This is a genomic window from Actinoplanes hulinensis (assembly GCF_019429605.1).
Lineage (GTDB): Bacteria > Actinomycetota > Actinomycetes > Mycobacteriales > Micromonosporaceae > Actinoplanes > Actinoplanes campanulatus.
The window spans coordinates 488,844-514,447 of record NZ_JAHXZI010000001.1 but is presented as its reverse complement, the minus strand read 5'-3'; the positions used below and the strand labels follow the sequence as shown (position 1 = coordinate 514,447).

Below are 25,604 nucleotides of genomic sequence, written 5' to 3'. Positions count from 1 at the left end.
ACGGTAGTACCGTGCCGCGCATGGTCAAGAAAGCGGCCGGCACGCCGGCCACCGCCTTGCTGACCGCGGAGCGGGTGGCGCACACCCTGCATCCGTACGACGTGTCGCCGGACGCCCCGCAGTACGGGGCGCTGGTGGCGCGGGCCCTCGGCGTCGAGCCGCATCGGCTGTTCAAGACGCTGGTGGCCGAGGTGGACGGCCGGCTCGTGGTCGGGGTGGTGCCGGTGACCGGCGATCTCGACCTGAAGGCGCTGGCGTCCGCGGCCGGTGGCAAGCGCGCGATCCTGGCCGACCGGGCCGCCGCCGAGCGCAGCAGTGGGTATGTGCGGGGCGGGATCAGCCCGCTCGGCCAGCGCAGACGACTGCCCACCGTGATCGATGACTCGGCCGCCGGGCTGGAGAGGATGTACGTCTCGGCCGGCCGCCGCGGCCTACAGGTGGCGCTGGCGCCCGTCGATCTGATCCGGCTGACCAGTGCGACGGTCGCCCCCATCCGGGCGGCCGGATCTTAGTACCCGTCCGTTCTTCGCGGTTCGGCGCCCGGTCGGCGAAAATACTACCTAGCGTTACGGTATGCCGATCGCGGGGCGACTTCGGGGGTTGGACGGTGCCCTGGTGGCACGGGCGTGTTGCCGGATTGTTATCCCTCGGTACGAGATAGACGGCCGTTGCGGCTTGTGTTCTCGGCCACGTTGGGAATACGTTGCCGGACACAACAAACCGGTTCCTAATCCATCGGCGCTACCCAGAGGCACGGTGCTCCCAGGTGCCAAGTCTCTGACAAATCCGACACAAGGCCCCGGATTTACCCCCCGAAAGGAAATATAGGGATGCGTAAGGGACTGTTCGCCCTTGCCGCGGTCGGCCTGATGGCCGGCAGCATGGCCGCCTGCGGCACCGACGACGGCGGCGACACCGGCACCGGCACCGGCAGCGGCACCTCCGCCGGCAAGGTCGGTGTGATCCTGCCCGACACCAAGAGCTCGGCTCGCTGGGCGACCGCCGACTTCAAGTACCTGACCGAGGCGTTCAAGGCGGCCGGTGTCGAGGCCGACATCCAGAACGCCGAGGGTGACAAGACCCGGTTCACCACGATCGCCGACGGCATGATCGCCAGCGGCGTCAAGGTCCTGGTCATCGTCAACCTGGACTCCGGCACCGGTAAGGCTGTCCTGGAGAAGGCGAAGACCGCGGGTATCGCGACCATCGACTACGACCGCCTCACCCTCGGCGGCGGCGCGAACTACTACGTGTCGTTCGACAACACCGAGGTCGGCAAGCTCCAGGGCCAGGGCCTGGTGGACTGCCTCACCGAGAAGAAGGCGACCAAGCCGGTCGTGGCCTACCTCAACGGTTCGCCCACCGACAACAACGCCACCCTGTTCAAGCAGGGCTACGACTCGGTGATCAAGCCGAAGTTCGACTCCGGCGACTACGTCAAGGGCCCGGACCAGGACGTTCCGGACTGGGACAACGCCCAGGGCGGCACGATCTTCGAGCAGATGCTGACCCAGAACAAGGCGATCGCCGGTGTCCTGGCCGCCAACGACGGCCTCGGCAACGCCGCGATCCAGGTGCTCAAGCGGAACAAGCTGAACGGCAAGGTCCCGGTGACCGGCCAGGACGCCACCGTTCAGGGCCTGCAGAACATCCTCGCCGGTGACCAGTGCATGACGGTCTACAAGGCGATCAAGAAGGAGGCCGACGCGGCCGCCGAGCTGGCGATCGCGCTGGCCAAGCAGGAGACCCCGAGCACCGCCACCAAGACGGTCGTCGACCCGGAGACCAAGGCGGAGGTCAAGTCCGTCCTGCTCGCCCCGCAGTCGATCACCGCGGCCAACGTGAAGGACGTCGTCGCCGACGGCTTCGTCACCAAGGAAGAGCTCTGCACCGCCGACTTCGCCGAGGCCTGCACCAAGGCCGGCATCTGAGTCTCGGCTGACCACCGAAGGCCGGACACCAACGGCTGAAGGCCGGCGCCGCCCGTGCTCGCGCGGGCGGCGCCGGAGTCGGTTCTACAGAACCTTCCCGTAGTCGGCCCCGCCACGACGAGGTGGCGCAGCCCACGACGAACCCGGTCACCGAACGAAGGAGAACCATCAGTGGCCGCGACACCCCTCCTGGAGCTGCGCGGGATCGACAAGAGCTTCGGTCCTGTCCAGGTCCTCCACGACGTCGGTCTGAGCGTCTACCCGGGCGAGGTAACCGCCCTGGTCGGCGACAACGGCGCCGGAAAATCCACGCTGGTCAAGTGCATCAGCGGCATCTACAGCATCGACGCGGGCACGGTCACCTTCGAAGGCCGGGAGGTGTCGGTCCACAACCCCCGGGACGCCGCCGCCCTCGGTATCGAGGTCGTCTACCAGGACCTCGCGCTCTGCGACAACCTGGACATCGTCCAGAACATGTTCCTCGGCCGGGAGAAGAAGCGCGGCGTCGTCCTCGACGAGGCGACCATGGAGGAGATGGCCGGCGAGACGCTGCGCAGCCTCTCCGTACGAACCGTGAAGTCGCTGCGCCAGCTCGTCTCCAGCCTCTCCGGCGGCCAGCGGCAGACCGTGGCGATCGCCAAGGCGGTGCTCTGGAACAGCCGGGTCGTCATCCTCGACGAGCCGACCGCCGCCCTCGGTGTGGCGCAGACCGCCCAGGTGCTCGAGCTGGTCCGCCGGCTCGCCGACAACGGCCTCGGCGTGGTGCTGATCTCGCACAACATGAACGACGTCTTCGCGGTCTCCGACCGGATCGCCGCCCTCTACCTGGGCCGGATGGCCGCCCAGGTGAAGGCCGCCGACGTGACCCACTCCCAGGTCGTCGAGCTGATCACCGGCGGCCGCAGCGGCAACCTCGGCCTGCCCCCGGAGCGACCCTCCGACTTCATCGACATCACGCCGGGAGAGGTCAAGAAGTGACCACCACGACTGAGACGGCCGGTGGCATCCAGGTCGTCAAGCCCACCGTCGGCAGCCACATACGGGACTACTTCGCCCGGATCCGCGGCGGCGACCTCGGCACCCTCCCGGCCGTCCTCGGCCTGCTGGTCCTGGTGCTGATCTTCGGCACCGCCCGGAGCGAGACGTTCCTCAGCGCGCTCAACTTCGCGAACCTGTTCAACCAGAGCGCCCAGATCGTCTTCATCGCCATGGGCCTCGTCTTCGTGCTGCTGCTCGGCGAGATCGACCTCTCCGCCGGTTTCGCCAGCGGCGTCTGCGGCGCGGTCATGGCGATCCTGCTGACCACCCACGGCCTGCCCTGGTACGTGGCGATCCCGGCGGCCATGGTCACCGGCATCGTCATCGGCCTCGTGCTCGGTGTGCTGGTCGCGAAGCTCGGCATCCCGTCCTTCGTGGTCACGCTGGCCGCCTTCCTCGGCTTCCAGGGCGTCCTGCTGACCCTGCTCGAGGGCGGCAAGAACATCTCGATCACCGACGAGTTCGTCAAGGCGCTGAACAACAGCACCCTGTCGGTACGCGACAGCTGGCTCTTCGCGATCATCGGCGTGGTCGGCTTCGCCGCGGCGCAGCTGCTCCGCTGGCGGGGCCGGGTCTCCCGCAACCTGGTCGCCGAGCCGCTCGGCATCGTGGCGGCCCGGATCGCCGGGGTCGCGCTGCTGGCCTTCTCCGCCACCTACGTGCTCACCCTGGAGCGGGCCGTCAACAAGGCGATCACCTCGCTCAAGGGCACGCCGATCGTCGTACCGATCATCGTGGTCTTCCTGGTGATCTGGACCTTCGTCCTGGCCCGCACCACCTACGGCCGGCACGTCTACGCGGTCGGTGGCAACGCCGAGGCGGCCCGCCGGGCCGGCATCCCGGTCGACCGCATCCGCATCTCGGTCTTCGTGATCTGCTCGTTCATGGCGTCGATCGGCGGAATCCTGGTCGTCAGCCGGCAAAGTTCCGTCGACCCGAACACCGGTGGCAGTAACATCCTGCTCTACTCGGTCGGTGCGGCGGTCATCGGCGGCACCAGTCTCTTCGGCGGCAAGGGCAAGGTCATCTATGCGGTCATCGGTGGTGCGGTGATCATCGTCATCGAGAACGGCATGACCCTGCTGGGCCTCAACTCCGGCGTGAAGTTCATCTTCACCGGCCTCGTGCTGCTGGCGGCGGCGAGCGTCGACGCCCTGGCCCGGCGCAGAGCAGCGGCAACGGGTAGTTGATGATGCAGGATCCCGTGCGGGGGACGGGACGCTGATGCGGGCCGGGCCCAGCCAGGAAGACGTACGTCGGCACAACCTCGGGACGCTGCTGCGCTACGTGCACATGCACGGCGCCACGTCCCGGGCGGAACTCACCACCCGGCTCGGGCTCAACCGCAGCACCATCGGAGCTCTCACCGCCGAGCTGATCGGCGCGGGCCTGGTCAGCGAGGCGGCGCCCCGCGAGACCGGCCGGGCCGGGCGACCCTCACTGGTCGTCCGGCCCGAGTCGGGACGGGTGTACGCCTACGCGCTCAGCATCGAGGTCGACCGCCTGCGTGCCGCCCGGATCGGGCTCGGCGGCCGGATCCTCGAGCAGTACGAGACCGAGCGCCCACCCGGGATGACCGCCCCCGAGGCGGTCCGCCCGCTCTCCCACTTCGTGGCCACCATGCGCTCCGGGACCCCCGACGACGGCCGCTGCGTGGGCACCGGCCTCGCGGTCGCCGGCATGGTCCGCCGCGAGGACGGCATGGTCCGCCTCGCCCCCACCATCGGCTGGGTGGAGGAGCCGGTCGGCGCGGCCGTCCGCTCCGAGCTCGGCGAGTTCGGAAAACTGACGGTCGGCAACACCGCCGACGTGTGCGCGCTCGCCGAGCACGCGCGCGGGGCCGCGGTCGGTTCGGACAACGTCATCTATCTGTACGGGGACGTCGGAGTCGGCGCGGGGATCGTGGCCGGTGGACGCCGGGTCACCGGGCACGGCGGGTACGGCGGCGAGGTCGGGCACATGGTCGTCAACCCGTACGGGCGGCCGTGCAGCTGCGGCTCCCGCGGCTGCTGGGAGACCGAGATCGGCGAGCACGCCCTGCTCCGCCTCGCCGGGCGCGACGACCGGAGCGGCCGGGACGCGGTCCTCGCCGTGGTGGACGCCGCGATGCGCGGGGACAGCCAGGCCCAGCACGCGCTGCGGCAGGTCGGCGACTGGGTCGGGTTCGGCGTCGGCAACCTGGTCAACATCTTCAACCCCGAGGTGGTCATCTTCGGGGGCACGCTGCGGGACGTCTACCTGGGCGCCGCGGCGCAGATCCGCAGCCGGCTCAACGCCGTGGGGCTGCCCGCCTGCCGTGAGCACGTCCGCTTGCGTACCCCGGAGCTGGGCACCGACGCGGCCCTGATCGGGGCGGCCGAGCTGGCCTTCGACCACCTGCTCGACGACCCTCTCGTGTCCTGAGTAGCCGATCACCCGGAATCCGCCGGTGATCGCGGGAGATCTATGCTGCCCGCCATGCTCCCGCGTCAATCGAATCTGGACCCGGCGGCCGCGTACCCGAAGATCACCGCCCTGCGGGCCGCGCTGGACGCCGGGGACTGGCCGGCCTGCCGGGAGCTGCTCGACGCCGCCGAACAGGCGGAACGCAGCTACCTGACAGCGGTCGTCGCCGACGTGGACGGCCTGGAGGACTTCCTGCGCGGCGTGCTGCGCGGCGATCCGGGCGACGGCACGGCCGGTGCGCTGCTGGGCCGGCATCTGGTCGAGGAGGCCTGGAGAATCCGGACCAGGGCCCGGGCCGAGCACGTGAGCCGGGAGCAGTTCGTGGCCTTCCGGGCCGGGCTCGTCGAGGCCGAGCGGGTCCTCGTCGACGCCGCCGCCCGCAGCCCGGGGGATCCGGCGATCTGGACCGCCCGGCTGGTCACCGCTCGCGGTCTGCAACTCGGTCTGTCCGAGATCCGCCGCCGCTACGGCCGGCTCGCCGAGATCGATCCGCACCACCTGCCCGGCCAGCAGCAGATGCTGCAGAGTCTCTGCACCAAGTGGTACGGGGACGCCGCGCTGACGTACGAGTTCGCGCAGGAGGCGGCCGCCGCCGCGCCCGCCGGAGCGCCGAACCCGGTCCTGCTGGCGGAGGCCTACATCGAGCACTCCGAGGTGGTCACCGACGTCGACCGGGTGCGGGCCGAGCTGCGTGAGGCCGCCATGCGCTCGGTGTGGCACCCGGACTTCCGGCGTACCCACGGCTGGGTTCGGACGATGAGCACGTTCGCGATGGCCTTCGTCCTGCTCGACGATCAGCCGGCCGCGGCCTCCCTCTTCGACGCGCTGGGCGGGCTGGGCTCCCGGTGGCCATGGGAGTACCTCGGCGATCCGGCCGCGACGATCGAGAAGTTCCGGGCACGGGCGGGAGGTAACACGTGATCAAGCGGTTGGAGGTCGACGGAGTTCCGGCGGTCCTGGCCCCGACGAGTGGGCCGACGCACGCCGGCCTGGTCTTCCGGGTCGGCACGGCGGACGAGCCACTCGCCCGGCGCGGCCTCACGCGCCTCGTCGAGCACCTGGTCACCGACGGGCTGGGCGCCGACGGGCGGCAGCTCGGGGCCACCGGCGCCGAACACACCTACTTCCACATGCACGGCTCGCCCGCCGAGGTCGCCGAGTTCCTCACCGGCGTGTGTGCGGCGCTGCGGAACCCGCCGGCCGCCCGGATCGCCACGGTGCGGCAGCTGGTCCAGGGCACGCCGCCGGACCGCGACCCGCTGCCCATGTGGCGGCACGGCGCCCGCGGCTTCGGCGTGCCCAGCTACCCCGAGTGGGCACTTCCCAAGATCACCGAGGACGACGTCCAGGAGTGGATCGCCCGCTACTTCACCAGGGAGAACGCCGCACTCTGGGTGGCCGGTGAGGAGATCCCGGAGGGACTGGTCCTGGACCTGCCGTCCGGCGAGCGGCGGCCCGCGCCGACCGTCACCACCGAGCTGCCGGTCACCCCGGCCTTCTTCTCCCGCGCCGGCGGGACCATCGCCTGGGACACCGTGGTCCGCCGGGAGGCCCGGGCCGCGGTCTTCGCCACCGTGCTGGAACGCCGGATGATGAACGACCTGCGCCGCCGCGACGGCATCTCCTACCAGCCCCACACCGAGTACGTCCCGCGCGCCGACGGCACCGCCCGGATCATCGCCGTCGCCGACGCGCTGCCGGAGAAGCAGGAGGCGGCGCTCGGCGGGCTGATCGACGTGCTCGCCGCCATGCGGGCCGGGCAGATCGACCCGGACGAGGTGGCGACCGTGGTCAAGCTGACCTGCGAAGGGCTGCGCGACTCCGAGCAGCGCGGGGCCCGGCTGCCCGGCCAGGCGTTCAACCTGCTCTCCGGCCGCGGGGTGCAGACCCTGGAGGAGGCGCTGGCCGAGGTGCGCGCGGTCACCGCCGAGGACGTGACCGAGGTGGCGGCCGCCGCGTACGACAACGGGCTGCTGATGACCCCGCCCGGGAGCAGCGCCGACTGGGCCGGGTACACCGCCGCCCCCGAGATGTCGGAAGCCGCGCTTCCCGGCCGTGTGCACCGCGGGCGCAAGGACCGCAGTCTGCGCCTGATCAGCGGGGACGAGGGAATCAGCGTGACCGGGTACGGCCAGGTCGCCTCGGTCCGCTGGGACGAGTGCGCGCTGCTCCTCGCCTGGCCGGACGGCGGGCGGCGGATGATCGGCCCGGACGCGGTGACGGCCCGGATCGAGCCGACCCTCTACCGGGGCGCCGACCGGGTGGTACGGGAGATCGACGCCCGGATCCCGCCCCGGCTGCGGATCGACATGCCGCCCCGGGACCGGGCCGCGATCCCACAGCCGGAGGCCCCGCCCCGGCGGGACGACTGGCGGGAGCGATGGCGCCCGCATGTAGCCCTGCTGTTCTTCGGCCCGGTGGCGATCGCCTTCGTAGCGGTCACACTGTGGGAGCTCGGGATGGTGGTCACCGGCAACGGTACCGGCGAGGACGTGGATGCCCTGTTCGGCGGGATTCTGCTCGCCTCCCTGTTCGTGTGGATCTGCTGGGGGCCGGTCACCGAGTTGCGCGCCCGCCGGGCCGCGCGAAGGGCGCTGCGCCGGGGGACGTCGTGATCACCCGTACCGAGGTGGACGGGATTCCCGCTCTGGTCGCGCCGACCACCGGCCCGATGCACGCCGGCCTGGTCTTCCGGGTCGGGCACGCCGACGAGCCGCTGGCCCGGCGGGGCATCACGCACCTCATCGAGCACCTCGCGCTGTTCTCCTTCGGGGTGGCCGACTACCACTACAACGGGACCACCGGCGTCGAGCACACCTTCTTCCACATGCAGGGCGCCGAGGACGACATCGTGGCCTTCCTGCACGGGGTCTGCGCCGGGCTGCACGACCTGCCGATGCACCGGCTCGCCACCGAGAAGGAGATTCTGCGGACCGAGGAGAACGGCCACGGCGAGAGCGCGGCCGACGCCCTCGCGCTGTGGCGGCACGGGGCCCGCGACCACGGCATGCCCGGCTACCCGGAGTGGGGCCTGACCGGGCTCACCCCCGACGACCTGCGGGCCTGGACGGCCCGCTACTTCAACCGGCAGAACGCGGCGCTCTGGATCGCCGGGCCCGGCGTGCCCGCCGGCCTCGAGCTCAAGCTTCCCGAGGGCACGCGCCGGCCGGTGCCCACTCCCTCCTCCGCCCTTCCGGTACGCCCGGCGTACTTCGTCGGCGGCTCCGACGTCGTGGCCTGGGACGCCGTGGTGGAGCGTGGCCAGAGCACCGCTGTCTTCGCCGACCTGCTGAAACGGTCGCTGTTCCGGTCGCTGCGCCAGGAGAGCGGCCTCTCCTACAACGTGCACACCGAGTACACGCCGCGGGCCGGCGGCCGGGCGCTGCTCACCGCGGTCGCCGACTCGCTGCCGGAGAAGCAGGACGCCGTGCTCGGCGGCTTCGTCGACGTGCTGGCCGCGGCCCGGCTCGGGCGGTTCGACCCGGCCGAGGTCGCCACCGTCGTCGGCCGGCGCCGCGAGGAACTGGCCCGCGCCGAGGAGGCCGGCGGCCGGTTGCCGGGTCAGGTGTTCAATCTGCTCGACGGCCGCCCGGTGCAGAGCCTCGACGAGGTGCTCGCCGAACTGGACACGGTCACCCGGGACAGCGTCGCGGCGGTCGCCGCCGCGGCCTGTGCCGACGGCCTGCTCATGACGCCGGGGCGCGGCGAGGCCGACGGGGCCGGGTACACCGCCGCGCCGACCGGGTCCGAGCAGGCGGTCGAGGGCACCACGTACCCGGCGCTCGGCGACCCGGAGATCCGCCTGACCACGGGGGAGACCGGCCTCACCCTGGCCCGGGAGGACTCGATGGCAACGGTTCTCTTCGCCGAGTGCTCGGCCGTGCTCCAGTGGCCGGACGGGGCCCGGCGATTCGTCGGGCACGACGCCATTCACGTGCAGGTCGAGCCGGCCCTCTTCCTGAACGGTCCCGAGCTGGTCGCGGCCCTGGACGCCCGCACCCTTCCCGAGCTGCGCGTCCCCATGCCGGCCCGCGGCCCGGACCGGATCCCGCGGCCGCCCGCGCCCACGCCGGCGGAGCGGCCGCCCAACGCCGTCGAGCGGATGGTGATCCGGGCGATCCGCCGAGTCCGGGGGCGGTGAGCGGGCCCGGCGCGAGGCAGGATGGTCCGATGAGGGCATCGGTACGCGCCGGACTGGCCGGGATCGCGGCGGCCGCCGCCGCGCTCGGCGTCGCCGAACTGGTCGCGGCCGCGACCGGGTCACGGTCCGCGCCGCTGGTCGCGGTCGGCGGCGTGGTGGTCGACCACGTTCCGGCGCCGGTCAAGGACTTCGGCATCGCGGTCTTCGGGACGCATGACAAGACGGCACTGCTCATCGGTACGGGTCTGCTGCTCGCCGGATACGCCTACGGGGTCGGTGTGCTGGGCCGGCGGCGGTGGGCGCTCGCGGTCGGCGGGATCGCGCTGTTCGGGGCGGTGGGCGCGGCGGCGGCGCTGACCCGTCCCGGGGCCGGACCGGGCGCGGTGCTCCCGGCCCTGGTCGGTGCGGCCGTGGCGGTTCTGGTCCTGCACCACCTGCTGCGCCTGTCCCGGGCCGTCGACCCGGAAACGGTCCGGGGCGTCGACCCGGCCGCGGTGGGTGCGACCGGGCCGGTGAGTGGGCAGCCCCGCCCGGCGGCGGGCGACGGCCCGGACCACGACGGCGCCGGCGCCGGTAGGGCGGGACACGTCGCTGCGGTCGGGGACGCGCGAACTCCGTACGAGATCGAAAGAAGCCGCCGCCGATTCGTCCGTGATCTGGGGATCGTGGGTGTGATCGCGGCGGCCGGAGGCGTCGGCGGGCGGCTGCTCACCTCGAGGCGCGCGGTGAGCGCGGCCCGGCGGTCGATCGCGCTCCCGGCGCCGGTGGAGCCGGCCCCGGTGCCGCCCGCGGGCGTGCAGGCGCCCGGCGCGGTGCCCTGGGTCACGCCGAACCGGACCTTCTACCGGATCGACACCGCACTGGTCACCCCGCAGGTCGACCCGGCCACCTGGGAGCTGCGGATCCACGGGATGGTGCGCAATCCGATCACCGTCACCTTCGCCGATCTGCTGCGCCGTCCGATGATCGAGCGCTACCTGACGATCGCCTGCGTGTCGAACGAGGTGGGTGGCGACCTGATCGGCAACGCGCTCTGGCTCGGCACCCCGATCAAGGCGCTGCTCGACGAGGCGGACCCGCTGCCCGAGGCCGATCAGGTGGTGCAGCGGTCGGTGGACGGCTGGACCTGCGGCACGCCGACCGCGGTGCTGCGGGACGGCCGGGACGCGCTGCTGGCGGTCGGGATGAACGGCGAGGCGCTGCCGGTCGAGCACGGCTTCCCGGTCCGGATGATCGTTCCCGGACTGTACGGCTACGTGTCCGCCTGCAAGTGGATCACCGAGATCGAACTGACCAGGTTCGCCGACTTCGACGCCTACTGGGTTCCCCGGGGCTGGTCGGCGCAGGCGCCGGTGAAGACGCAGTCACGAATCGACACCCCGCGCGACGGCGCCTCGCGTTCGGCCGGCCCGGTCACGGTGGGCGGCGTCGCATGGGCGACACATCGCGGCATCGCGAAGGTCGAGGTGCAGGTCGACGACGGGGAGTGGCGGACCGCCACGCTGGCCGGGGCGACCTCCGCGGACACCTGGCGGCAGTGGAGCCTCACCTGGGACGCCTCCGCCGGACGGCACACCTTACGGGTACGCGCGACCGATCTCGATGGGGTGACACAGACCCCGGAGGAGGCCCTTCCGGCACCCGACGGGGCGACCGGCTGGCACCAGGTGACAGTCGACATCGGGTAGTTGAAAGCCGCACTTTCGGTCCGACTCGGGAAAGCAAGTCGCTCATACGGTGGCTTGCATGTCCACCGATGCGGTTGAAGAACCGCTGAACCACTCGACACGGTCCTCCGCGGAGGACCGTGCCGGAAGCCGTGTGGTGATGCCGCGCTCCGGGCGGCGTCAGGCCGCCGGTGCCTGCCGTTGCGCGGGTACCGCCGTTTTGTGGGGCCGTCCGAGGCGGGCTTCGAGCCGGGTCAGGTCGACCCGTCCGTGACGATCGGCAAGGTCCTCCCAGCCGACCGCGAGCAGCCGCAGCCGCTCCGATTCGCTGAAACCTCCCCAGACACCGTACGGCTCGCGAACGGCGAGGGCGTGCGCGGCGCACTCCGCCCGGACCGGGCACGCGCCGCACATCGTCTTGGCCTTTGCCTCGCGACGATTGCGGGACGACCCGCGCTCGCCGTCGGGGTGGAAGAACTGTGCACTGTCCCGGCCCCGGCAGAGCCCGAGTCTCTGCCAATCCCACAGATCGGCGATGGGCCCGGGCAGTCTGCGAACGTTCGACATCAACACCCTCCTCCCGCGCGGCACCGCGGAGCGTTCGTCGTGAGGGGCCTGACTCAGGCCTCTCGCGGGTGTACCCCGGCTATCGCCGGCTCACACGCAACACGTCGATGTCTTCGTGAGCGGTATGGCAAAGGGGTGGCAAGTCATACCTTTCTTTCCCGTTTTTTCCATCTAAAGCGCGTAATGCTGCGGCCCTCGCGTGATCTCCTCTGAGAGAGAAGGAGGATCACTGTGCGTACCGTCCTCGTGTGCGTCCGAACCCCGCTGGCGGCCCAGACCGTCGCGTCCACCGCGGCCCGGCTCGGCATGACCGGCGTCGTCCGGACCGCGGTCAGCGAGACCGAGGCCATGATCCGACTGGCGGAACGGCCCGCCGAAGTGGTCCTGGCCGACACCGCCGTGACCCGGCCCGACAGCGTCGGTTTCACCCGGCGTGTACTTGCCCGCGCCCCCCAGGCACAAGTGGTGCTCTTCGGTGCCGAAGACCCGCGGGTGGCGGCGGCGGCCGTCGCCGCCGGAGCCCGGGGCGTCATCCGCGGCGTCGAGCACGACCTGGTCAGTGTCGTCGCGAAAGCGCTGCTCCTGCTCCTGCTACCGGTGCGCCCGCAGGGCATGCCGATCAACGGTTCGAACGCGCAGCCGGCCACGGTGGCCGGCGGCGTCCGCAACACCAACTCGCCCGGCGCGCGGGGGCAGTATCAGCAGGGGCCCGGCGGCATCGGCGTGCACAACGCGGCGGCGGTGCCGGCCATGCTCGGCCCCAACGCGCCGATGGTTCCGTCACAGCGTGGCGACGCCCCGATCGATCCGGCTACCGGCCGGCCGATGGTGGCGTGGCCCGGCAACGAGGCGGGTGTCGGGATGACCGACGCGCAGCCCGCCGGTCGGCGACTCACGCTCACCGAGCGTGAGTTGCAGGTGCTACGGGGGATGGCGGACGGGAAGAGCAACGCCGAGATCGGCCGGGAACTCTTCGTCTCGGAGGACACTGTCAAGACGCACGCCCGGCGGCTGTTCCGCAAGCTCGGCGCCCGGGACCGCGCACATGCGGTCGCCGCCGGCTTCCGAGCGGGCCTGGTCGCTTAGAAGATCAACACCCATCAGAGGGTACGGACGACGAACTCAACTCTCGTCATCCGTGCCCTCTGTCAGTGTGTCGTGGACGCCGTCGGCGTAGCCACGGGCATACTCCCAGGTGACGTAGTGGTCGGGGTCCGGATCGTAGGCGGGCTCGTGCACCCGCGGACGGCCGCTGCTCAGCAGATGGCGCAGGTTGCCGCGCAGCAGGTCCCAGTCGAAGTAGTGCGGCTCGTGGCAGTCCTCGCACTCGATCACCAGCCCTCGGATGCCCGTCGGACTGAGCAGCGCCTGGTAGATCTCCAGGTCGGAGAGGTCCTCCAGGACATCCTGCCGCTCGTCCTCGGTCAGCGGTTCGGACTCGGCGTCCTCGTTGAGGTCGTCGAGACCAGCGGCCGGGTCGGTCGGGTCGCCGTTGAACGGGTCGATCGGCTCATCTTGCACCCTCATACCGTACTCACCTCCCGCGTGTGTGTGCTGGCCCGCACGTTCTGTCCGCCGCCCGGGTGCCCCGCTCCGGATGGGTAGGATGATGAACTCCGCCTCTTCTCTAGGGATGATTTGTGGAAACTGACAGCGCTCGTACCGTTCCTCTCGGTCTGACCTTCGACGACGTGCTGTTGCAGCCCGGCGAATCGGATGTCGTGCCAAGCCGGGTCAACACCGTTACGCGCCTGACCAGAAACGTCGAGCTGTCGATCCCGCTGCTCTCCGCGGGCATGGACACCGTCACCGAGGCGCGGATGGCGATCGCCATGGCCCGTCAGGGCGGCATCGGCGTGCTGCACCGCAATCTCTCCGTGGAGGACCAGGCGGCCCAGGTCGACCTGGTGAAGCGCTCCGAGTCCGGCATGATCACCCACCCGATCACCTGCGGGCCGGACGACACGCTCCGCCAGGTGGACGCGCTCTGCGGGCGCTACCGGATCTCCGGCGCCCCGGTGGTCGACGCCGAGGGCGTGCTGGTCGGCATCGTGACCAACCGGGACATGCGGTTCGTCAGCGACTTCGACGCCAAGGTGCGCGACGTGATGACGAAGGCGCCGCTGATCACCGCCCCGGTCGGGGTGAGCAAGGACGAGGCGCTGGCCCTGCTGGCCCGCCACAAGGTGGAGAAGCTGCCGCTGGTCGACGAGAGCGGTCACCTGCGCGGGCTGATCACCGTGAAGGACTTCACCAAGAGCGAGCAGTACCCGAACGCCGCCAAGGACCCGCAGGGCCGGCTCCGGGTGGCGGCCGCCGTCGGCGTGGGCGACGAGTCGTACAAGCGGGCCCGTGCCCTGATCGACGCCGGTGTGGACGTGGTCATCGTCGACACCGCGCACGGTCACCAGCGCGCCGTGCTGGAGATGGTCGCCCGGCTGAAGAAGGACACCACGATCGACATCGTGGGTGGCAACGTCGCGACGTACGCGGGCGCCAAGGCCCTGGTCGAGGCGGGCGCCGACGCCGTGAAGGTCGGTGTCGGGCCGGGCGCGATCTGCACCACCCGGATCGTCGCGGGCGTGGGTGTGCCGCAGATAACCGCGATCATGGAGGCGTCCCGGGCCTGCCGTCCGGCCGGCGTCCCGGTCATCGGCGACGGCGGTATCCAATACAGCGGCGACATCGCCAAGGCGATCGTGGCCGGCGCCAGCACCGTGATGCTGGGCAGCCTGCTGGCCGGCTCGGAGGAGAGCCCCGGCGAGCTGATCTTCGTGAACGGCAAGCAGTTCAAGTCGTACCGGGGGATGGGCTCGCTCGGCGCCATGCAGTCCCGCGGTCAGGCGAAGTCGTACTCGAAGGACCGTTACTTCCAGCAGGATGTGAACGAGGACAAGCTGGTTCCCGAGGGCGTCGAGGGTCAGGTGCCCTATCGTGGTCCTCTGTCCAGGGTGGCGCACCAGCTCATCGGCGGGCTGCGCGCGGCCATGGGCTACGTGGGCGCGGAGACCATCCCCGACCTGCAGGAGCGGGGACAGCTCATCCGGATCACTGCGGCCGGGCTCAAGGAGAGCCACCCGCACGACATCCAGATGACGGTCGAAGCTCCCAACTACCACTCCCGCTGAAGCCTTCCAACCACCCCGCCCACCACCCGTAACAAGGATTGAAGGCATCCAAGCCATGCGTGACGTAGTGGAGATCGGCCTGGGCAAGACCGCGCAGCGCGGCTACCACCTGGACGACATCGCCATCGTTCCGAGCCGTCGCACCCGCGACGTGGACGACGTGTCGACCGAGTGGAAGCTCGACGCGTACCCCTTCAAGATCCCCTGCGTCGCGCACCCGTCGGACGCGACCCAGAGCCCTGACTCGGTGATCGCCCTGGGCCGCCTCGGCGGCCTGGGCGTGCTCAACGCCGAGGGCCTGTGGACCCGCTACGAGGACCCCTCCAAGATCCTCGAAGAGCTGGCCTCGCTGGACGAGGACGCCGACGCCACCAAGCGGCTCCAGGAGGTCTACTCCGAGCCGATCAAGCCGGAGCTGATCGCCGCGCGGGTCCGGCAGATCCGCGAGGGCGGCGTCACCGTGGCCGTCCGGGTGTCGCCGCAGCACACCCTGGCGCTCGCCCCGGTGATACTGGACGCCGGCGTGGACCTGCTGGTCATCCAGGGCACCCTGGTCTCGGCCGAGCACGTCTCCACCACCGACGAGCCGCTGAACCTCAAGGAGTTCATCGCCGACCTGGACCTGCCGGTCATCGTCGGCGGCTGCACCGACTACAAGACGGCCCTGCACCTGATGCGGACCGGCGCGGCCGGTGTCATCGTCGGTGTCGGCGCCGACGAGTGGTCCACGACGGACACCGTGCTCGGCATCCGGGTGCCGATGGCCACCGCGATCGCCGACGCCGCGGCCGCCCGCCGCGACTACCTGGACGAGACCGGCGGCCGGTACGTACACCTCATCGCCGACGGCGGCCTCGCCACCTCCGGTGACATCGCCAAGGCGATCGGCTGCGGCGCCGACGCGGTCATGCTGGGCGAGCCGCTGTCGCTCGCCGCGGGCGCCCCGGCCGGCGGCGCCTGGTGGCACTCGGCCGCCAGCCACCCGGCCCTGCCGCGTGGTGGGTTCTGCATCGCCGGCGAGCCCGACGGCACCCTCGAAGAGGTCCTGTACGGCCCGGCCGACCGCCCGGACGGCCAGCTCAACCTCTTCGGCGGCCTGCGTCGTGCGATGGCCAAGTGCGGTTACCGCGACGTCAAGGAGTTCCAGAAGGTGGCCCTGGTCCTCGACCGGGCCTGATTGCTCCGCTTCGCTCCGCGGCAAAACGCCTTGTAACCGGTGTCGAGGCAGGTGATTTCCCGCCGCCAGCAAACCCCGCTGGCGTCGGCAAATCGCTCGCCTCGACACCGGCGGCGTTTTGCGGGTGTGTCTAGTGCACCGCCGTAGGGGTGGGTGACCGTTCTCCCGTACGAAATCTAGGGCTTCGGGGGTTTGGTCTTGCCGTTCAGCCAGGCCTCGAAGAAGGCGTCCAGGTCCTTGCCGGAGGCGGTCTCGGCGGCCTCGATGAACTGCTCGGTGGTGACGTTGCCGTCGCGGTGGTCGGCGGCCCAGGACTTGATCAGCTTGAAGAAGGCCTCGTCGCCGATCGTCTTGCGCAGCGCGTGGACAGTCATGCCGCCGCGCACGTAGACGGCGTCGCCGAAGATGCGGCGCGGGCCGGGGTCGCCGGGGGTCTCGGTCCAGTCGAAGGCGCGGTAGGCCTCGTCGAAGATCTGCTGCGCCGTCCGCCCGCCGGAGTGCTCCGACCACAGCGCCTCGGCGTAGGTGGCGAAGCCCTCGTTGAGCCAGATGTCCTGCCAGCGGCTGAGCGCCACGCTGTCGCCGAACCACTGGTGGGCCAGCTCGTGCGCGACCACGCCGGTGTTCTCGCCGGAGGTGAAGAAGGTGTTGCCGTAGACCGGGCGGGCCTGCGTCTCCAGGGCGTAGCGGATCTCGTCCTCGTCGACCACCACGCCACCGTTGGCCCGGAACGGGTACGGCCCGAACTGCGTCTCCAGGAAGTCGGTGATCTCGCCGGTCCGGGCCAGCGATTTGGCGGCCGCGCCGTCGGCGGGCAGCGACTCGGGAAGCGCCGTGATCATGGGTCGCCCGGCGTGGGTGCCCGTGGTGATCCGGTACTGCCCGATCACGACGGTGGCGAGGTAGCTGGCCATCGGCGACTCCTCGGCCCAGCGCCAGGTGGTCAAGCCGTCCACTGTGTCCCGGTTGCCGGCCAGCCCGTTGCTGAGCACCTCGACGCCGTCCGGCACGGTCATCGCCAGCTTGAAGGTCGCCTTGTCGGACGGGTGGTCGTTGACCGGGAACCAGGTGCTTGCCGACTCGGGCTGGCCCAGGGCGATCGCGCCCTGCTTGCCGACGCGCAGCCAGCCGCCCGCGCCGAGGGTCTCGTTCTCCAACTGCTTCGGCACGCCTCCGTAGCTGACCACGGTGGTGAAGGCGCGGCCCTTCGGGATGCCGGCGGCCGGGGTGACCACCAGCTCGTTGCCCGCGGCGGCCACGGTGGCCGGGGTGCCGTCCACCAGGACGGTGGTGGCTTTCAGGTGCGCCAGGTCCAGGTTGAACCGGGACAGGTCCTGCGTGGCGGTGGCCGTGATGGTGGCCGTGCCGTCCAGCTTGCCGGCCGCCGGGTCGTAGCGCAGCGCCAGGTCGTAGCCGCCGACGTCGTAGCCCCCGTTGCCGTAGGTCGGGAAGTACGGATCGCCGGCGCCGACCCCGCCCGGCCCGAAACTGGGGGCCGGGGACGCCGACCGGGGCGCCTCCGGCTCGCGCTCACCGCCGGTGCACCCGGACAGCAGCAACAGGAGGATCAGCCCGCCGGCCCGTCGTTTCATGGCTTGAAGGTTACGACCACTACCTGTCGACCAGTTTGGGGTGTGCCTTCAGGTAGGCGACGTGGGTGCCCTTGGTGAGCGCCTTCAGGAAGCCCTGGCCCTCGGCTTTGAGCTGCTCACCCAGGTACCCGCCGCCGCTGCCGACGCCGCCGCCGGGAAGCGACACGGTGGTGATGTCCTGCGCGGTGAGGTTCCGGAGGGCGTACGCGTACTCGAACGGCGTACGGCCACCCACGTAGACCAGCGCCTCGCCGAGCGCGTTGATCAGCCCGCCCAGTTTCGCCGGGTCCTCCATGCCCTGCGTCATCGCCTTGGTGAGGATCGCCTCGACGAGCTGCCGGTGGTGCCGCTGGCGGTCGTAGTCCCCGTTGGGCAGCCCGTAGCGCTGGCGGGCGTAGTCGAGCGCCTGCCAGCCGACCAGGTGCCGGTTGCCGGGCAGGTAGGTGGCCTGCGGCCCGCTGTAGTCGCTGCCGGATTGCGTCCGCATCTTGCCGTCCGGTCGGCGGTGTCGGGATTTCACCTTCTGATCGACCACCAGGTCGATGCCGCCGAGTTTGTCGACCAGTTTGTCGAGGCCGCGGAAATTGAGGATCGCGCCGCCGTGGAAGGTCTTGATCCCGGTGTACGCGCTGAGACTCTTCGTGAGCAGTTCGTAACCCTGCTCCACGCTCTTCTTCTTCGAGCCCGGGATGCGCGAACCGCGGCTCATCGCTTCGGTGATCTTGTATTTGCCGCCGCGGAAACCGGATTTCTTGTACGCCGGCATCTGGACCCGGAGGTCACGTGGCAGTGAATACAGATAGGCCGATTCGAGGTCGGCCTCCACGTGCAGCAGCATGATCGTGTCGGCGTGCGGCTCGTAGCCGGGGATGCTCAGCCGGGTGTCGACGCCGATCAGCACCAGGTCGAGCGGCCCCTTGATGTCTGCGCCGGGGGACGGCGACGGCGGCGCCGACGGGGTGCTCACCGTGGGCGCGGCGCTCGTGGAGGGGGCGGCGGACGGCGCCGCGGCCGGCTCGGCGGGGCCCCGGTTGACCGCGATGGCGACGCCCACTCCGGCGATCAGCGCGAGGCCGGTGCCGGTCACGATCGACCAGGTGATCTTGCTGTTCCGCATAGCGCGAACAGTAAATGAGATCACGGCAGTGCTCAATGCCACGTGGGTATTGCCAGATTTAAGATCACCGGTAGGCTTGCGCGGCCGATTCGTCGATCGACGGATCGACTCATGGGGAGGCCGTCCGAGTATGAAATCCACTCACCGGCGCGTCGTCGTCGGTCTGGCTGCCGCTGCCCTTCTTGCGGGCGCCAGCTTTGCTCCCACCGCCAACGCCTCGGTCACCGGTTCCAGCCGGGAACTGCCGGTTCGCCTGGTCGTGGGCCTGCGCGCCGGTGTCGCCACCGATGTCGACCTGCCCAGCCTGAGCCGGCTCGGCCTGGCCGGTGCCGACGCCAAGGGTTCGATGGCCCGCAGCCTGCTCGGCGAGATCCGGGCCAAGTCCATCGAGGTGCCGCGCGCCCGGGCCGTCGCCGTCACGGCCGCGCTCAAGCTCGACCCCAACGTCTCGTACGTCCAGGTCGACCCGCTGGCCAAGAAGCTGGACGTGGCGCCGAACGACCCGTACTTCACCGCCGGCCGGCAGCCGGAGCTGGGGCAGCTGCGGGTGCCCGCCGCGTGGGACACCACGACCGGTGAGGAGGTGACGGTCGCGGTGCTGGACACCGGCGTGACCGGCACCGGCGACCTGACCGGCAAGGTGCTGTCCGGCTACGACTTCGTCAACCGGGACGGCAACGCGTCCGACGACGAGGGGCACGGCACGATCGTCTCCTCGCTGATCGCCGGCACGCCGAACAACGGGGCCGGCATCGCGGGCGTCTGCGCCAAGTGCAAGATCCTGCCGGTCAAGGTGCTCAGCAGCACGGGTTCGGGCAGCTACTCGCAGATCGCGCAGGGCATCATCTACGCGGTCAAGCGGGGCGCGAAGATCATCAACATGTCGCTCGGCGGCAGCCAGTCGTCGGCGGTCCTCCAGGACGCCGTGGCCTGGGCCAACGGGCAGGGCGTGCTGGTCGTCGCGGCGGCCGGCAACGACGGCTCCAGCGCCAAGAGCTACCCCGCGGCGTACGGGGACGTGCTCGCGGTCGGCGGCACCAACACCCGGAACACCTCGAATCCCGGCGAGCGGGTCGAGTTCTCCAACTACGGCAGCTGGGTGGACGTCTCGGCGCCCGCCATCACCGCGGCCATGCAGCGCAACGGCACGTACTGCTGGGACGACCGCAGCTCGTGCTGGCTGACGATCCGGGACAGCTCCGGCAACCTCATCTACGACGACTACGAGATCCAGGGCACCTCGTTCTCCTCGCCGCTGGTCGCCGGGGTGGCCGCCCTGGTCAAGTCGAAGAACCCGAACTACAGCGGATGGGGCCTGCACCGGGCGATCACCAGCTCGGCCCGGCCGAACGGCAGCTGGAACTACTACGGTCTGGTCGACGCGGCCGCCGCGCTGACCAAGGGCACCGACACCGTGCCGCCGACCGGCACCGGCACCAGCCCGGCGCAGAACGCCAAGGTCCGCGGTGACGTGGCGATCACCCCGCTCGGTCTGAAGGACGACTGGTCCGGCATCCGGGCCGTCGACCTCTACGTCGACGGCAAGTGGCACAGCTGGGACTACAAGGCCCCGTTCGCCCCGGTGCTGAAGACGGCCGGCCGCAACGGCGCGATCAAGGTGCAGCTGCGGGTGTACGACAAGGCCGGCAACAGCACCTGGCTGCCGGCCCGGACGGTGATCGCGGACAACGTGCTCCCGACCGTGTCGATCACCAAGGCTCCGGCGAACAAGGCCAAGGTCAAGGGCACCGTCAAGGTGTACGTGAAGGCTGCCGACAAGTCCGGGATCAGTAGGGTCCAGCTGCTGGTCAACGGCAAGGTGGTGGCGACCGACACGGCGGCCGGCTACGCGCTGTCGTTCAAGGTCGCGAGCCAGAAGAAGACGATGAAGGTCCGCGTGCGGGCGTACGACAAGGCCGGCAACGTGCGGTACACCACGATTCGCACCTACTACCGGGCCTGACGAGGCCGGGGTACTCAGCCGGTGAGTAAACTCGCCGGGTGAGTACCCCGCGTCCCGTTCTCGTCGTCGACTTCGGCGCCCAGTACGCTCAGTTGATCGCCCGCCGGGTCCGCGAGGCCCGTGTCTACTCCGAGATCGTCCCGCACTCGATGCCGGTGGCCGAGATGCTGGCGAAGAATCCCGCCGCGATCATCCTGTCCGGCGGCCCGTCCAGCGTCTACGAGCCGGGTGCTCCCACGCTCGACGCCGGCCTGTTCGATCATGATGTGCCGGTCTTCGGCATCTGCTACGGCTTCCAGGCGATGGCCCAGGCCCTCGGCGGCACGGTCGCGCACACCGGCTCCCGGGAGTACGGGCGGACCCTCCTCGAGTCGCGCGGCGGCACCCTCCTCCGCGACCTCCCGGCCGACCTGCCGGTCTGGATGAGCCACGGTGACAGCGTCGCGGTCGCCCCGTCCGGTTTCTCGGTCACCGCCTCCACCCCGGGTGCGCCCGTCGCCGCGTTCGAGGACCTGATCTCGAAGCGGGCCGGTGTCCAGTTCCACCCCGAGGTGGCGCACACCGAGCAGGGTCAGGAGATGCTCAAGCGTTTCCTGTACGACATCGCCGGCATCGAGCCCACCTGGACGCCCGGCAACATCATCGACGACCAGGTCGCCCGCATCCGTGAGCAGGTCGGGGACAAGCAGGTCCTCTGCGCGCTCTCCGGGGGCGTCGACTCGGCGGTCGCCGCGGCGCTGGTCCAGCGCGCCATCGGGGACCAGCTCACCTGTGTCTTCGTCGACCACGGGCTGCTGCGGTCGGGCGAGGCGGCGCAGGTCGAGAAGGACTACGTCGCGGTGACCAATGTCCGGCTCGTCGTGAAGAACGTCGAGGAGCAGTTCCTCTCCCACCTGAAGGGTGTGGAGGACCCGGAGCAGAAGCGCAAGATCATCGGGCGCGAGTTCATTCGTACGTTCGAGGCCGCGGCCCGTGAGCTCGACGCCGAGCGGCACATCGAGTTCCTGGTCCAGGGCACGCTCTACCCGGACGTGGTGGAGTCCGGCGGTGGCACCGGCACTGCCAACATCAAGTCGCACCACAACGTCGGCGGTCTGCCGGACGACCTCCAGTTCGCGCTGATCGAGCCGCTGCGCACCCTGTTCAAGGACGAGGTGCGGGCCATCGGCAAGGAGCTCGGCCTGCCCGACGAGATCGTGCAGCGGCACCCGTTCCCCGGCCCCGGCCTGGCGATCCGGATCATCGGCGCGATCGACCGGGAGCGTCTCGACATCCTGCGGGCGGCCGACCTGATCGCCCGCGAGGAGCTGGCCGCCTCCGGGCTGGACCGGGAGGTCTGGCAGTTCCCGGTGGTGCTGCTCGCCGACGTGCGCAGCGTGGGTGTGCAGGGTGACGGGCGGACGTACGGGCACCCCGTGGTGCTGCGGCCGGTCTCCTCGGAGGACGCCATGACCGCCGACTGGTCCCGCCTGCCGTACGACCTGATCGCCAAGATCTCGAACCGGATCACCAACGAGGTTCGTGAGGTCAACCGGGTGGTCCTGGACGTGACGAGCAAGCCCCCAGGCACCATTGAGTGGGAGTGACGGACAGTAGTGGATCAATCGCCCAGGGCGGCGTAAGCCGCCCTGAGCTGCGGTTACGCACCGCTATCCCACTGTCAGGAAGTTGACAAAAGTTCTTGAGAGGTCACATATTCCGGGCAGAATGCCGCCCGTGACCCCCGCACTGGAACCGCTCCGCAGGATCGCCGCCTACGCCGTCGCGCGCGACGGCGACGGCCGCGTGCTCCTGGTCCGGGCATCGTCCAGATCCGGCACTCCCGGCGTCTGGTCGCTGCCCGGCGGCGCCGTCGATCACGGCGAAGATCCCAACCACACCGTCGTCCGCGAGACCGCGGCGGAGACCGGCCTGTCCGTCGCCGTCACCGGGCTCCAGGACGTGCTCGCCGACATGCGCTCGATGCCGCACCGAGGCGTCACCATCCACACCGACCGGCTGGTCTACACGGTCTCGGTCCGTGGCGGCAACCTGATCGACCGGGTCGGCCACCCCACCGACCTGGCGCGGTGGCACACCTTGGAGGAGGCGGAGAAGCTCAAGCTGCGGCCCTTCACCGCGGCCGCCCTCGGGCTCTCCACCGCCGCCGGTGACCTGCGGCCCGAGGAGGCGCCGGTCTTCCCGTCCTTCTACGCGTACGAGGGGCCGGACGGGCTGCACCGGGCGCAGCGGTTCGCGGCCTACGCGATCGCCACCGACCCGTACGAGAACCTGCTGCTCACCCGGATCTCCGAGGGCTACCCGGGAGCCGGCTGCTGGCACCTGCCCGGCGGCGGCACCGACTACGGCGAACAGCCCGGCACCGCACTGGTCCGCGAACTCGTCGAGGAGACCGGTCAGGCGGGCCGCCTCGTCTCGCTGCTCGGCGTGGCCAGCCACCGCGATGCCGCGTCCCTCGGCCCGGAGGGCTACCCGATCGACTGGCACGGTGTCCGTGCCTTCTACCGGGTCGTCGTCGACCAACCGACCGAGGTGACCATCCACGACGTCGGCGGCTCCACCTGCGAGGCGCGCTGGATGCCGCTCAAGGAGGTCGCCGAACTGGCGCACGACCAGCTCACCGAGGTGACCGCCGATGCCTTGCGGGCGGCGCGGCTAATCTAGGTCCTCCCCCTCGATTCACGAGACAGGACCTGGACACGTTGAAGATCAGGAGAAGGGCCACGGCGTACGGCGTGTGCCGGGACGCGGACGGGCGTGTGCTGCTCACCCGCGGATCCGCCGAGGCCGCCTTCCCCGGCGTCTGGTCCCTGCCCGGCGGCGGCATCGACCACGGCGAGCACCCGGACGACACGGTGGTCCGAGAGTTCGGTGAGGAGACCGGCCTGCGGGTGCGGATCACCGGGCTGCGCGCCGTGCTCGCCGACCTGGCCCGGCTTCCCGACGACTCGGTCGAGCACACCGACCGGATCGTCTACGACGTCGAGGCGACCGGCGGCGACCTGAGCCCCGAGGTGGCCGGCACCACCGACGCCGCCGAGTGGCTGACCCCGGCCGAGGTGGCGGCGCGCCCGCTGCTGCCCTTCACGGCCGGCATCCTCGGCGTGAGCTTCGAGACCGCCGAGGTCGAGGTGCCCGCCGGTGAGCCCGAGCGCACCGGCCGGGTGCAGCGCTTCGGAGCGTACGCCCTGGCCGGCGACCCGGACGGGCGGATCCTGCTGACCCGGATCGCGGACGGCTACCCCGGCGCCGGGCTGTGGCACCTGGCCGGCGGCGGCACCGACTTCGGCGAGACCCCGGAGCGCGCGGTCGCCCGGGAGCTGTACGAGGAGACCTCCCAGCGGGGCCGGATCGCCGGTCTGCTCGACGTCTCGCACCGGTACGACCCGGCCGCGCTCGGCCCCGAGGGGGTGCCGCTCGACTGGCACGTGATCCGTGTCGTCTACCGGGTCATCGTCGACCGGCCGACCGCCGCCGAGGTCACCGAAGCGGCCGGCGGATCCACCGCCGACGCGGGCTGGTTCACGCCCGAACAGCTCGACGGACTGCCGCTCACCGAGCTGACCCGGGATGCGTTGGGCCGCACGGGCTAAAATCGTCACACGGAAGGTCGATGAGTTGTCCGTCGCTCCACGCGAGGGATCCAACGGGCAGCTCTCGTCGTTGCACTCCAGGATCGTTCGCCCTCTCGCCAATGCCGTCCGGCTGTGCGATGGTGTAACCCGCAATTTCGCCGGGCTCGCGACTACCCGGCGGAACAACCGAACTCCATGGAGGAAGCACGTGCCGAGTACCCCTTGGCGCCGGCGTCGTACGACGGATAGTCCCCGTCCCGCCGGGCGTCGTTGGGCTGGCCGGCTGCGCCGCGGCGGGACTCTCGCGCGGCAAGCCCTGATGGTTCGGGTGGGCCGCCGTTCCGTCGAGACCGGTCGGGCCGCCACCGCGACCCGGGCCGAGGTGCTGCACATCGGTTCCGATTCGGTGCGGACCATCACCATTCCCGCACCGGGGGTTCCTGTGGAGCTGTCCGTCGCCGGGGCCGACCCGGCACCGGCTTCCATCCCCTTGCTGCCGGGCGAGCGCACCATGTCCCGGCGTGCGAGCTTCGCGCTCGTGAACGCGTGCACCCTGTCCAGCCTCGGCCTCGGCCTGCTGGCGATCTTCCTGGCCATGGACGGCAAGGCGCAGATCGCCGCCGCCTGCCTGGTGGCGTGCGTGGTGTTCGACGGTCTGGACGGCGCTCTCGCCCGCAAGCTCGGCGTCGCCAGCCCGTTCGGCGCGCAGATGGACTCGCTGGCCGACATGTGCTCGTTCGGCCTGGCCGCGCCGGTCGTGGTCTACGCGTCGCTCGCCGACGAGGTGCCGCAGGCCGCCGCCGCGATCGCGACCGCACTGGTGGCCGGTTGCGCCGCGATCCGGCTGGCCCGGTTCAACGTCTCGCCGAAGGACGGCCGCTTCTTCTGCGGCGTGCCCACCACGATGGCCGCCGCGGTTCTCGCGCTCACCGTGCTGATCGGCCTGCCGCTGCCCGGCATGGTGCAGCTGGCCGGCGTGACGCTGCTGGCCTTCGCGATGGTCTCCAGCTTCCCGTACGCGAAGCTCGCCCGCCTCCTGAAGCTGCCGCCGTGGCTGTGGCTGCTCCCGATCGTCGGCGCCCTGCTCCAGCCGCGCATGACGTTCGTCCTGATCGTCGCCATCTACCTGGTCAGTGGCCCGATCCTCTGGATGCGCGCCAAGCGCGTCTGACCGCACGTAGAGAGAAGGGCGCCCCCCCGCCCGGGGGGGGGCGGGTCGCGGGCACACCAACAAAACAGGAACCCGCCCCCCCCCCCAAGCCC

21 protein-coding genes are annotated in these 25,604 nt (G+C 70.9%); 17 read left to right on the top strand and 4 right to left on the bottom strand.

The features are described 5' to 3' along the window. Window positions 1-20 precede the first annotated feature (20 nt). The 9 genes from ybaK to KZ829_RS02425 all read left to right on the top strand — a co-directional run bounded on the left by ybaK (window position 21) and on the right by KZ829_RS02425 (window position 11,243). Window positions 21-512 carry a Cys-tRNA(Pro) deacylase gene (gene ybaK / locus KZ829_RS02465; RefSeq protein ID WP_220142213.1) on the top strand — a complete coding sequence of 164 codons (492 nt, stop codon included), beginning with the start codon at window positions 21-23 and terminating at the stop codon, window positions 510-512. Window positions 513-830: 318 nt separating this feature from the next. Beyond that, window positions 831-1,931 carry a sugar ABC transporter substrate-binding protein gene (locus KZ829_RS02460; RefSeq protein ID WP_220142212.1) on the top strand — a complete coding sequence of 367 codons (1,101 nt, stop codon included), beginning with the start codon at window positions 831-833 and terminating at the stop codon, window positions 1,929-1,931. A 171-nt stretch (window positions 1,932-2,102) separates the two neighbouring features. Continuing rightward, window positions 2,103-2,909, top strand: a complete 807-nt coding sequence (locus tag KZ829_RS02455) for an ATP-binding cassette domain-containing protein (RefSeq protein WP_220142211.1) — start codon at window positions 2,103-2,105, stop codon at window positions 2,907-2,909. Continuing rightward, window positions 2,906-4,159, top strand: a complete 1,254-nt coding sequence (locus KZ829_RS02450) for a sugar ABC transporter permease (RefSeq protein ID WP_220142210.1) — start codon at window positions 2,906-2,908, stop codon at window positions 4,157-4,159. Before KZ829_RS02455 ends, KZ829_RS02450 begins: the two co-directional genes overlap by 4 nt. A 34-nt stretch (window positions 4,160-4,193) precedes the next feature. Continuing rightward, window positions 4,194-5,372 carry an ROK family protein gene (locus KZ829_RS02445; RefSeq protein WP_220142209.1) on the top strand — a complete coding sequence of 393 codons (1,179 nt, stop codon included), beginning with the start codon at window positions 4,194-4,196 and terminating at the stop codon, window positions 5,370-5,372. Between the two features lie 54 nt (window positions 5,373-5,426). Further along, window positions 5,427-6,335: a hypothetical protein gene (locus KZ829_RS02440; protein WP_246634904.1), complete on the top strand. Its 909-nt coding sequence runs from the start codon at window positions 5,427-5,429 to the stop codon at window positions 6,333-6,335. Next, on the top strand, window positions 6,332-8,029 hold the full coding sequence (locus tag KZ829_RS02435; protein WP_220142207.1) for a peptidase M16 family protein: 1,698 nt from the start codon (window positions 6,332-6,334) through the stop codon (window positions 8,027-8,029). The genes KZ829_RS02440 and KZ829_RS02435 overlap by 4 nt, the downstream gene beginning before the upstream one ends. Continuing rightward, entirely contained in the window at window positions 8,026-9,555 is a 1,530-nt protein-coding gene (locus KZ829_RS02430) for a M16 family metallopeptidase (RefSeq protein WP_220142206.1), read from the top strand. Before KZ829_RS02435 ends, KZ829_RS02430 begins: the two co-directional genes overlap by 4 nt. A 29-nt stretch (window positions 9,556-9,584) precedes the next feature. Beyond that, window positions 9,585-11,243, top strand: a complete 1,659-nt coding sequence (locus KZ829_RS02425; RefSeq protein WP_220142205.1) for a molybdopterin-dependent oxidoreductase — start codon at window positions 9,585-9,587, stop codon at window positions 11,241-11,243. A 159-nt stretch (window positions 11,244-11,402) separates the two neighbouring features. On the opposite strand, the gene KZ829_RS02420 is transcribed toward KZ829_RS02425, so the two are convergent. Next, the gene (locus KZ829_RS02420) at window positions 11,403-11,789 is read right to left on the bottom strand and encodes a WhiB family transcriptional regulator (RefSeq protein ID WP_204296082.1); all 387 of its coding nucleotides are present in this window, start codon (window positions 11,787-11,789) and stop codon (window positions 11,403-11,405) included. 231 nt (window positions 11,790-12,020) lie between these two features. Here KZ829_RS02420 and KZ829_RS02415 point away from each other — a divergent pair, with 231 nt between their 5' ends. Beyond that, on the top strand, window positions 12,021-12,875 hold the full coding sequence (locus KZ829_RS02415) for a response regulator transcription factor (RefSeq protein WP_188121012.1): 855 nt from the start codon (window positions 12,021-12,023) through the stop codon (window positions 12,873-12,875). 36 nt (window positions 12,876-12,911) lie between these two features. Here KZ829_RS02415 and KZ829_RS02410 read toward each other — a convergent pair whose 3' ends face one another. Next, window positions 12,912-13,310 (bottom strand): DUF5319 domain-containing protein, encoded by a 399-nt coding sequence (locus KZ829_RS02410; RefSeq protein WP_220142427.1) that lies wholly within the window; start codon window positions 13,308-13,310, stop codon window positions 12,912-12,914. Window positions 13,311-13,429: 119 nt separating this feature from the next. Here KZ829_RS02410 and guaB point away from each other — a divergent pair, with 119 nt between their 5' ends. Next, entirely contained in the window at window positions 13,430-14,917 is a 1,488-nt protein-coding gene (gene guaB, locus KZ829_RS02405; RefSeq protein ID WP_220142204.1) for an IMP dehydrogenase, read from the top strand. Window positions 14,918-14,972: 55 nt separating this feature from the next. Next, window positions 14,973-16,094: a GuaB3 family IMP dehydrogenase-related protein gene (locus tag KZ829_RS02400; protein ID WP_220142203.1), complete on the top strand. Its 1,122-nt coding sequence runs from the start codon at window positions 14,973-14,975 to the stop codon at window positions 16,092-16,094. Between the two features lie 176 nt (window positions 16,095-16,270). On the opposite strand, the gene KZ829_RS02395 is transcribed toward KZ829_RS02400, so the two are convergent. Beyond that, entirely contained in the window at window positions 16,271-17,686 is a 1,416-nt protein-coding gene (locus KZ829_RS02395; protein WP_220142202.1) for a M1 family metallopeptidase, read from the bottom strand. Window positions 17,687-17,705: 19 nt separating this feature from the next. Next, window positions 17,706-18,803 carry an LCP family protein gene (locus KZ829_RS02390; protein ID WP_220142201.1) on the bottom strand — a complete coding sequence of 366 codons (1,098 nt, stop codon included), beginning with the start codon at window positions 18,801-18,803 and terminating at the stop codon, window positions 17,706-17,708. 130 nt (window positions 18,804-18,933) lie between these two features. Here KZ829_RS02390 and KZ829_RS02385 point away from each other — a divergent pair, with 130 nt between their 5' ends. The 5 genes from KZ829_RS02385 (at window position 18,934) to KZ829_RS02365 (ending at window position 25,512) form a co-directional block, all read left to right on the top strand. Then, a complete protein-coding gene (locus tag KZ829_RS02385; protein WP_220142200.1) occupies window positions 18,934-20,766 on the top strand; it encodes a S8 family serine peptidase in 1,833 nt (610 codons plus the stop codon). Window positions 20,767-20,804: 38 nt separating this feature from the next. After that, complete coding sequence (guaA, locus tag KZ829_RS02380; protein ID WP_220142199.1) at window positions 20,805-22,352, top strand: glutamine-hydrolyzing GMP synthase; 1,548 nt, start codon at window positions 20,805-20,807, stop codon at window positions 22,350-22,352. A gap of 130 nt (window positions 22,353-22,482) precedes the next feature. Beyond that, window positions 22,483-23,430 carry an NUDIX domain-containing protein gene (locus KZ829_RS02375; RefSeq protein WP_220142198.1) on the top strand — a complete coding sequence of 316 codons (948 nt, stop codon included), beginning with the start codon at window positions 22,483-22,485 and terminating at the stop codon, window positions 23,428-23,430. Between the two features lie 38 nt (window positions 23,431-23,468). Then, entirely contained in the window at window positions 23,469-24,359 is an 891-nt protein-coding gene (locus tag KZ829_RS02370) for an NUDIX hydrolase (RefSeq protein ID WP_220142197.1), read from the top strand. Between the two features lie 190 nt (window positions 24,360-24,549). Further along, a complete protein-coding gene (locus tag KZ829_RS02365) occupies window positions 24,550-25,512 on the top strand; it encodes a CDP-alcohol phosphatidyltransferase family protein (protein WP_372453827.1) in 963 nt (320 codons plus the stop codon). Window positions 25,513-25,604 lie beyond the last annotated feature (92 nt).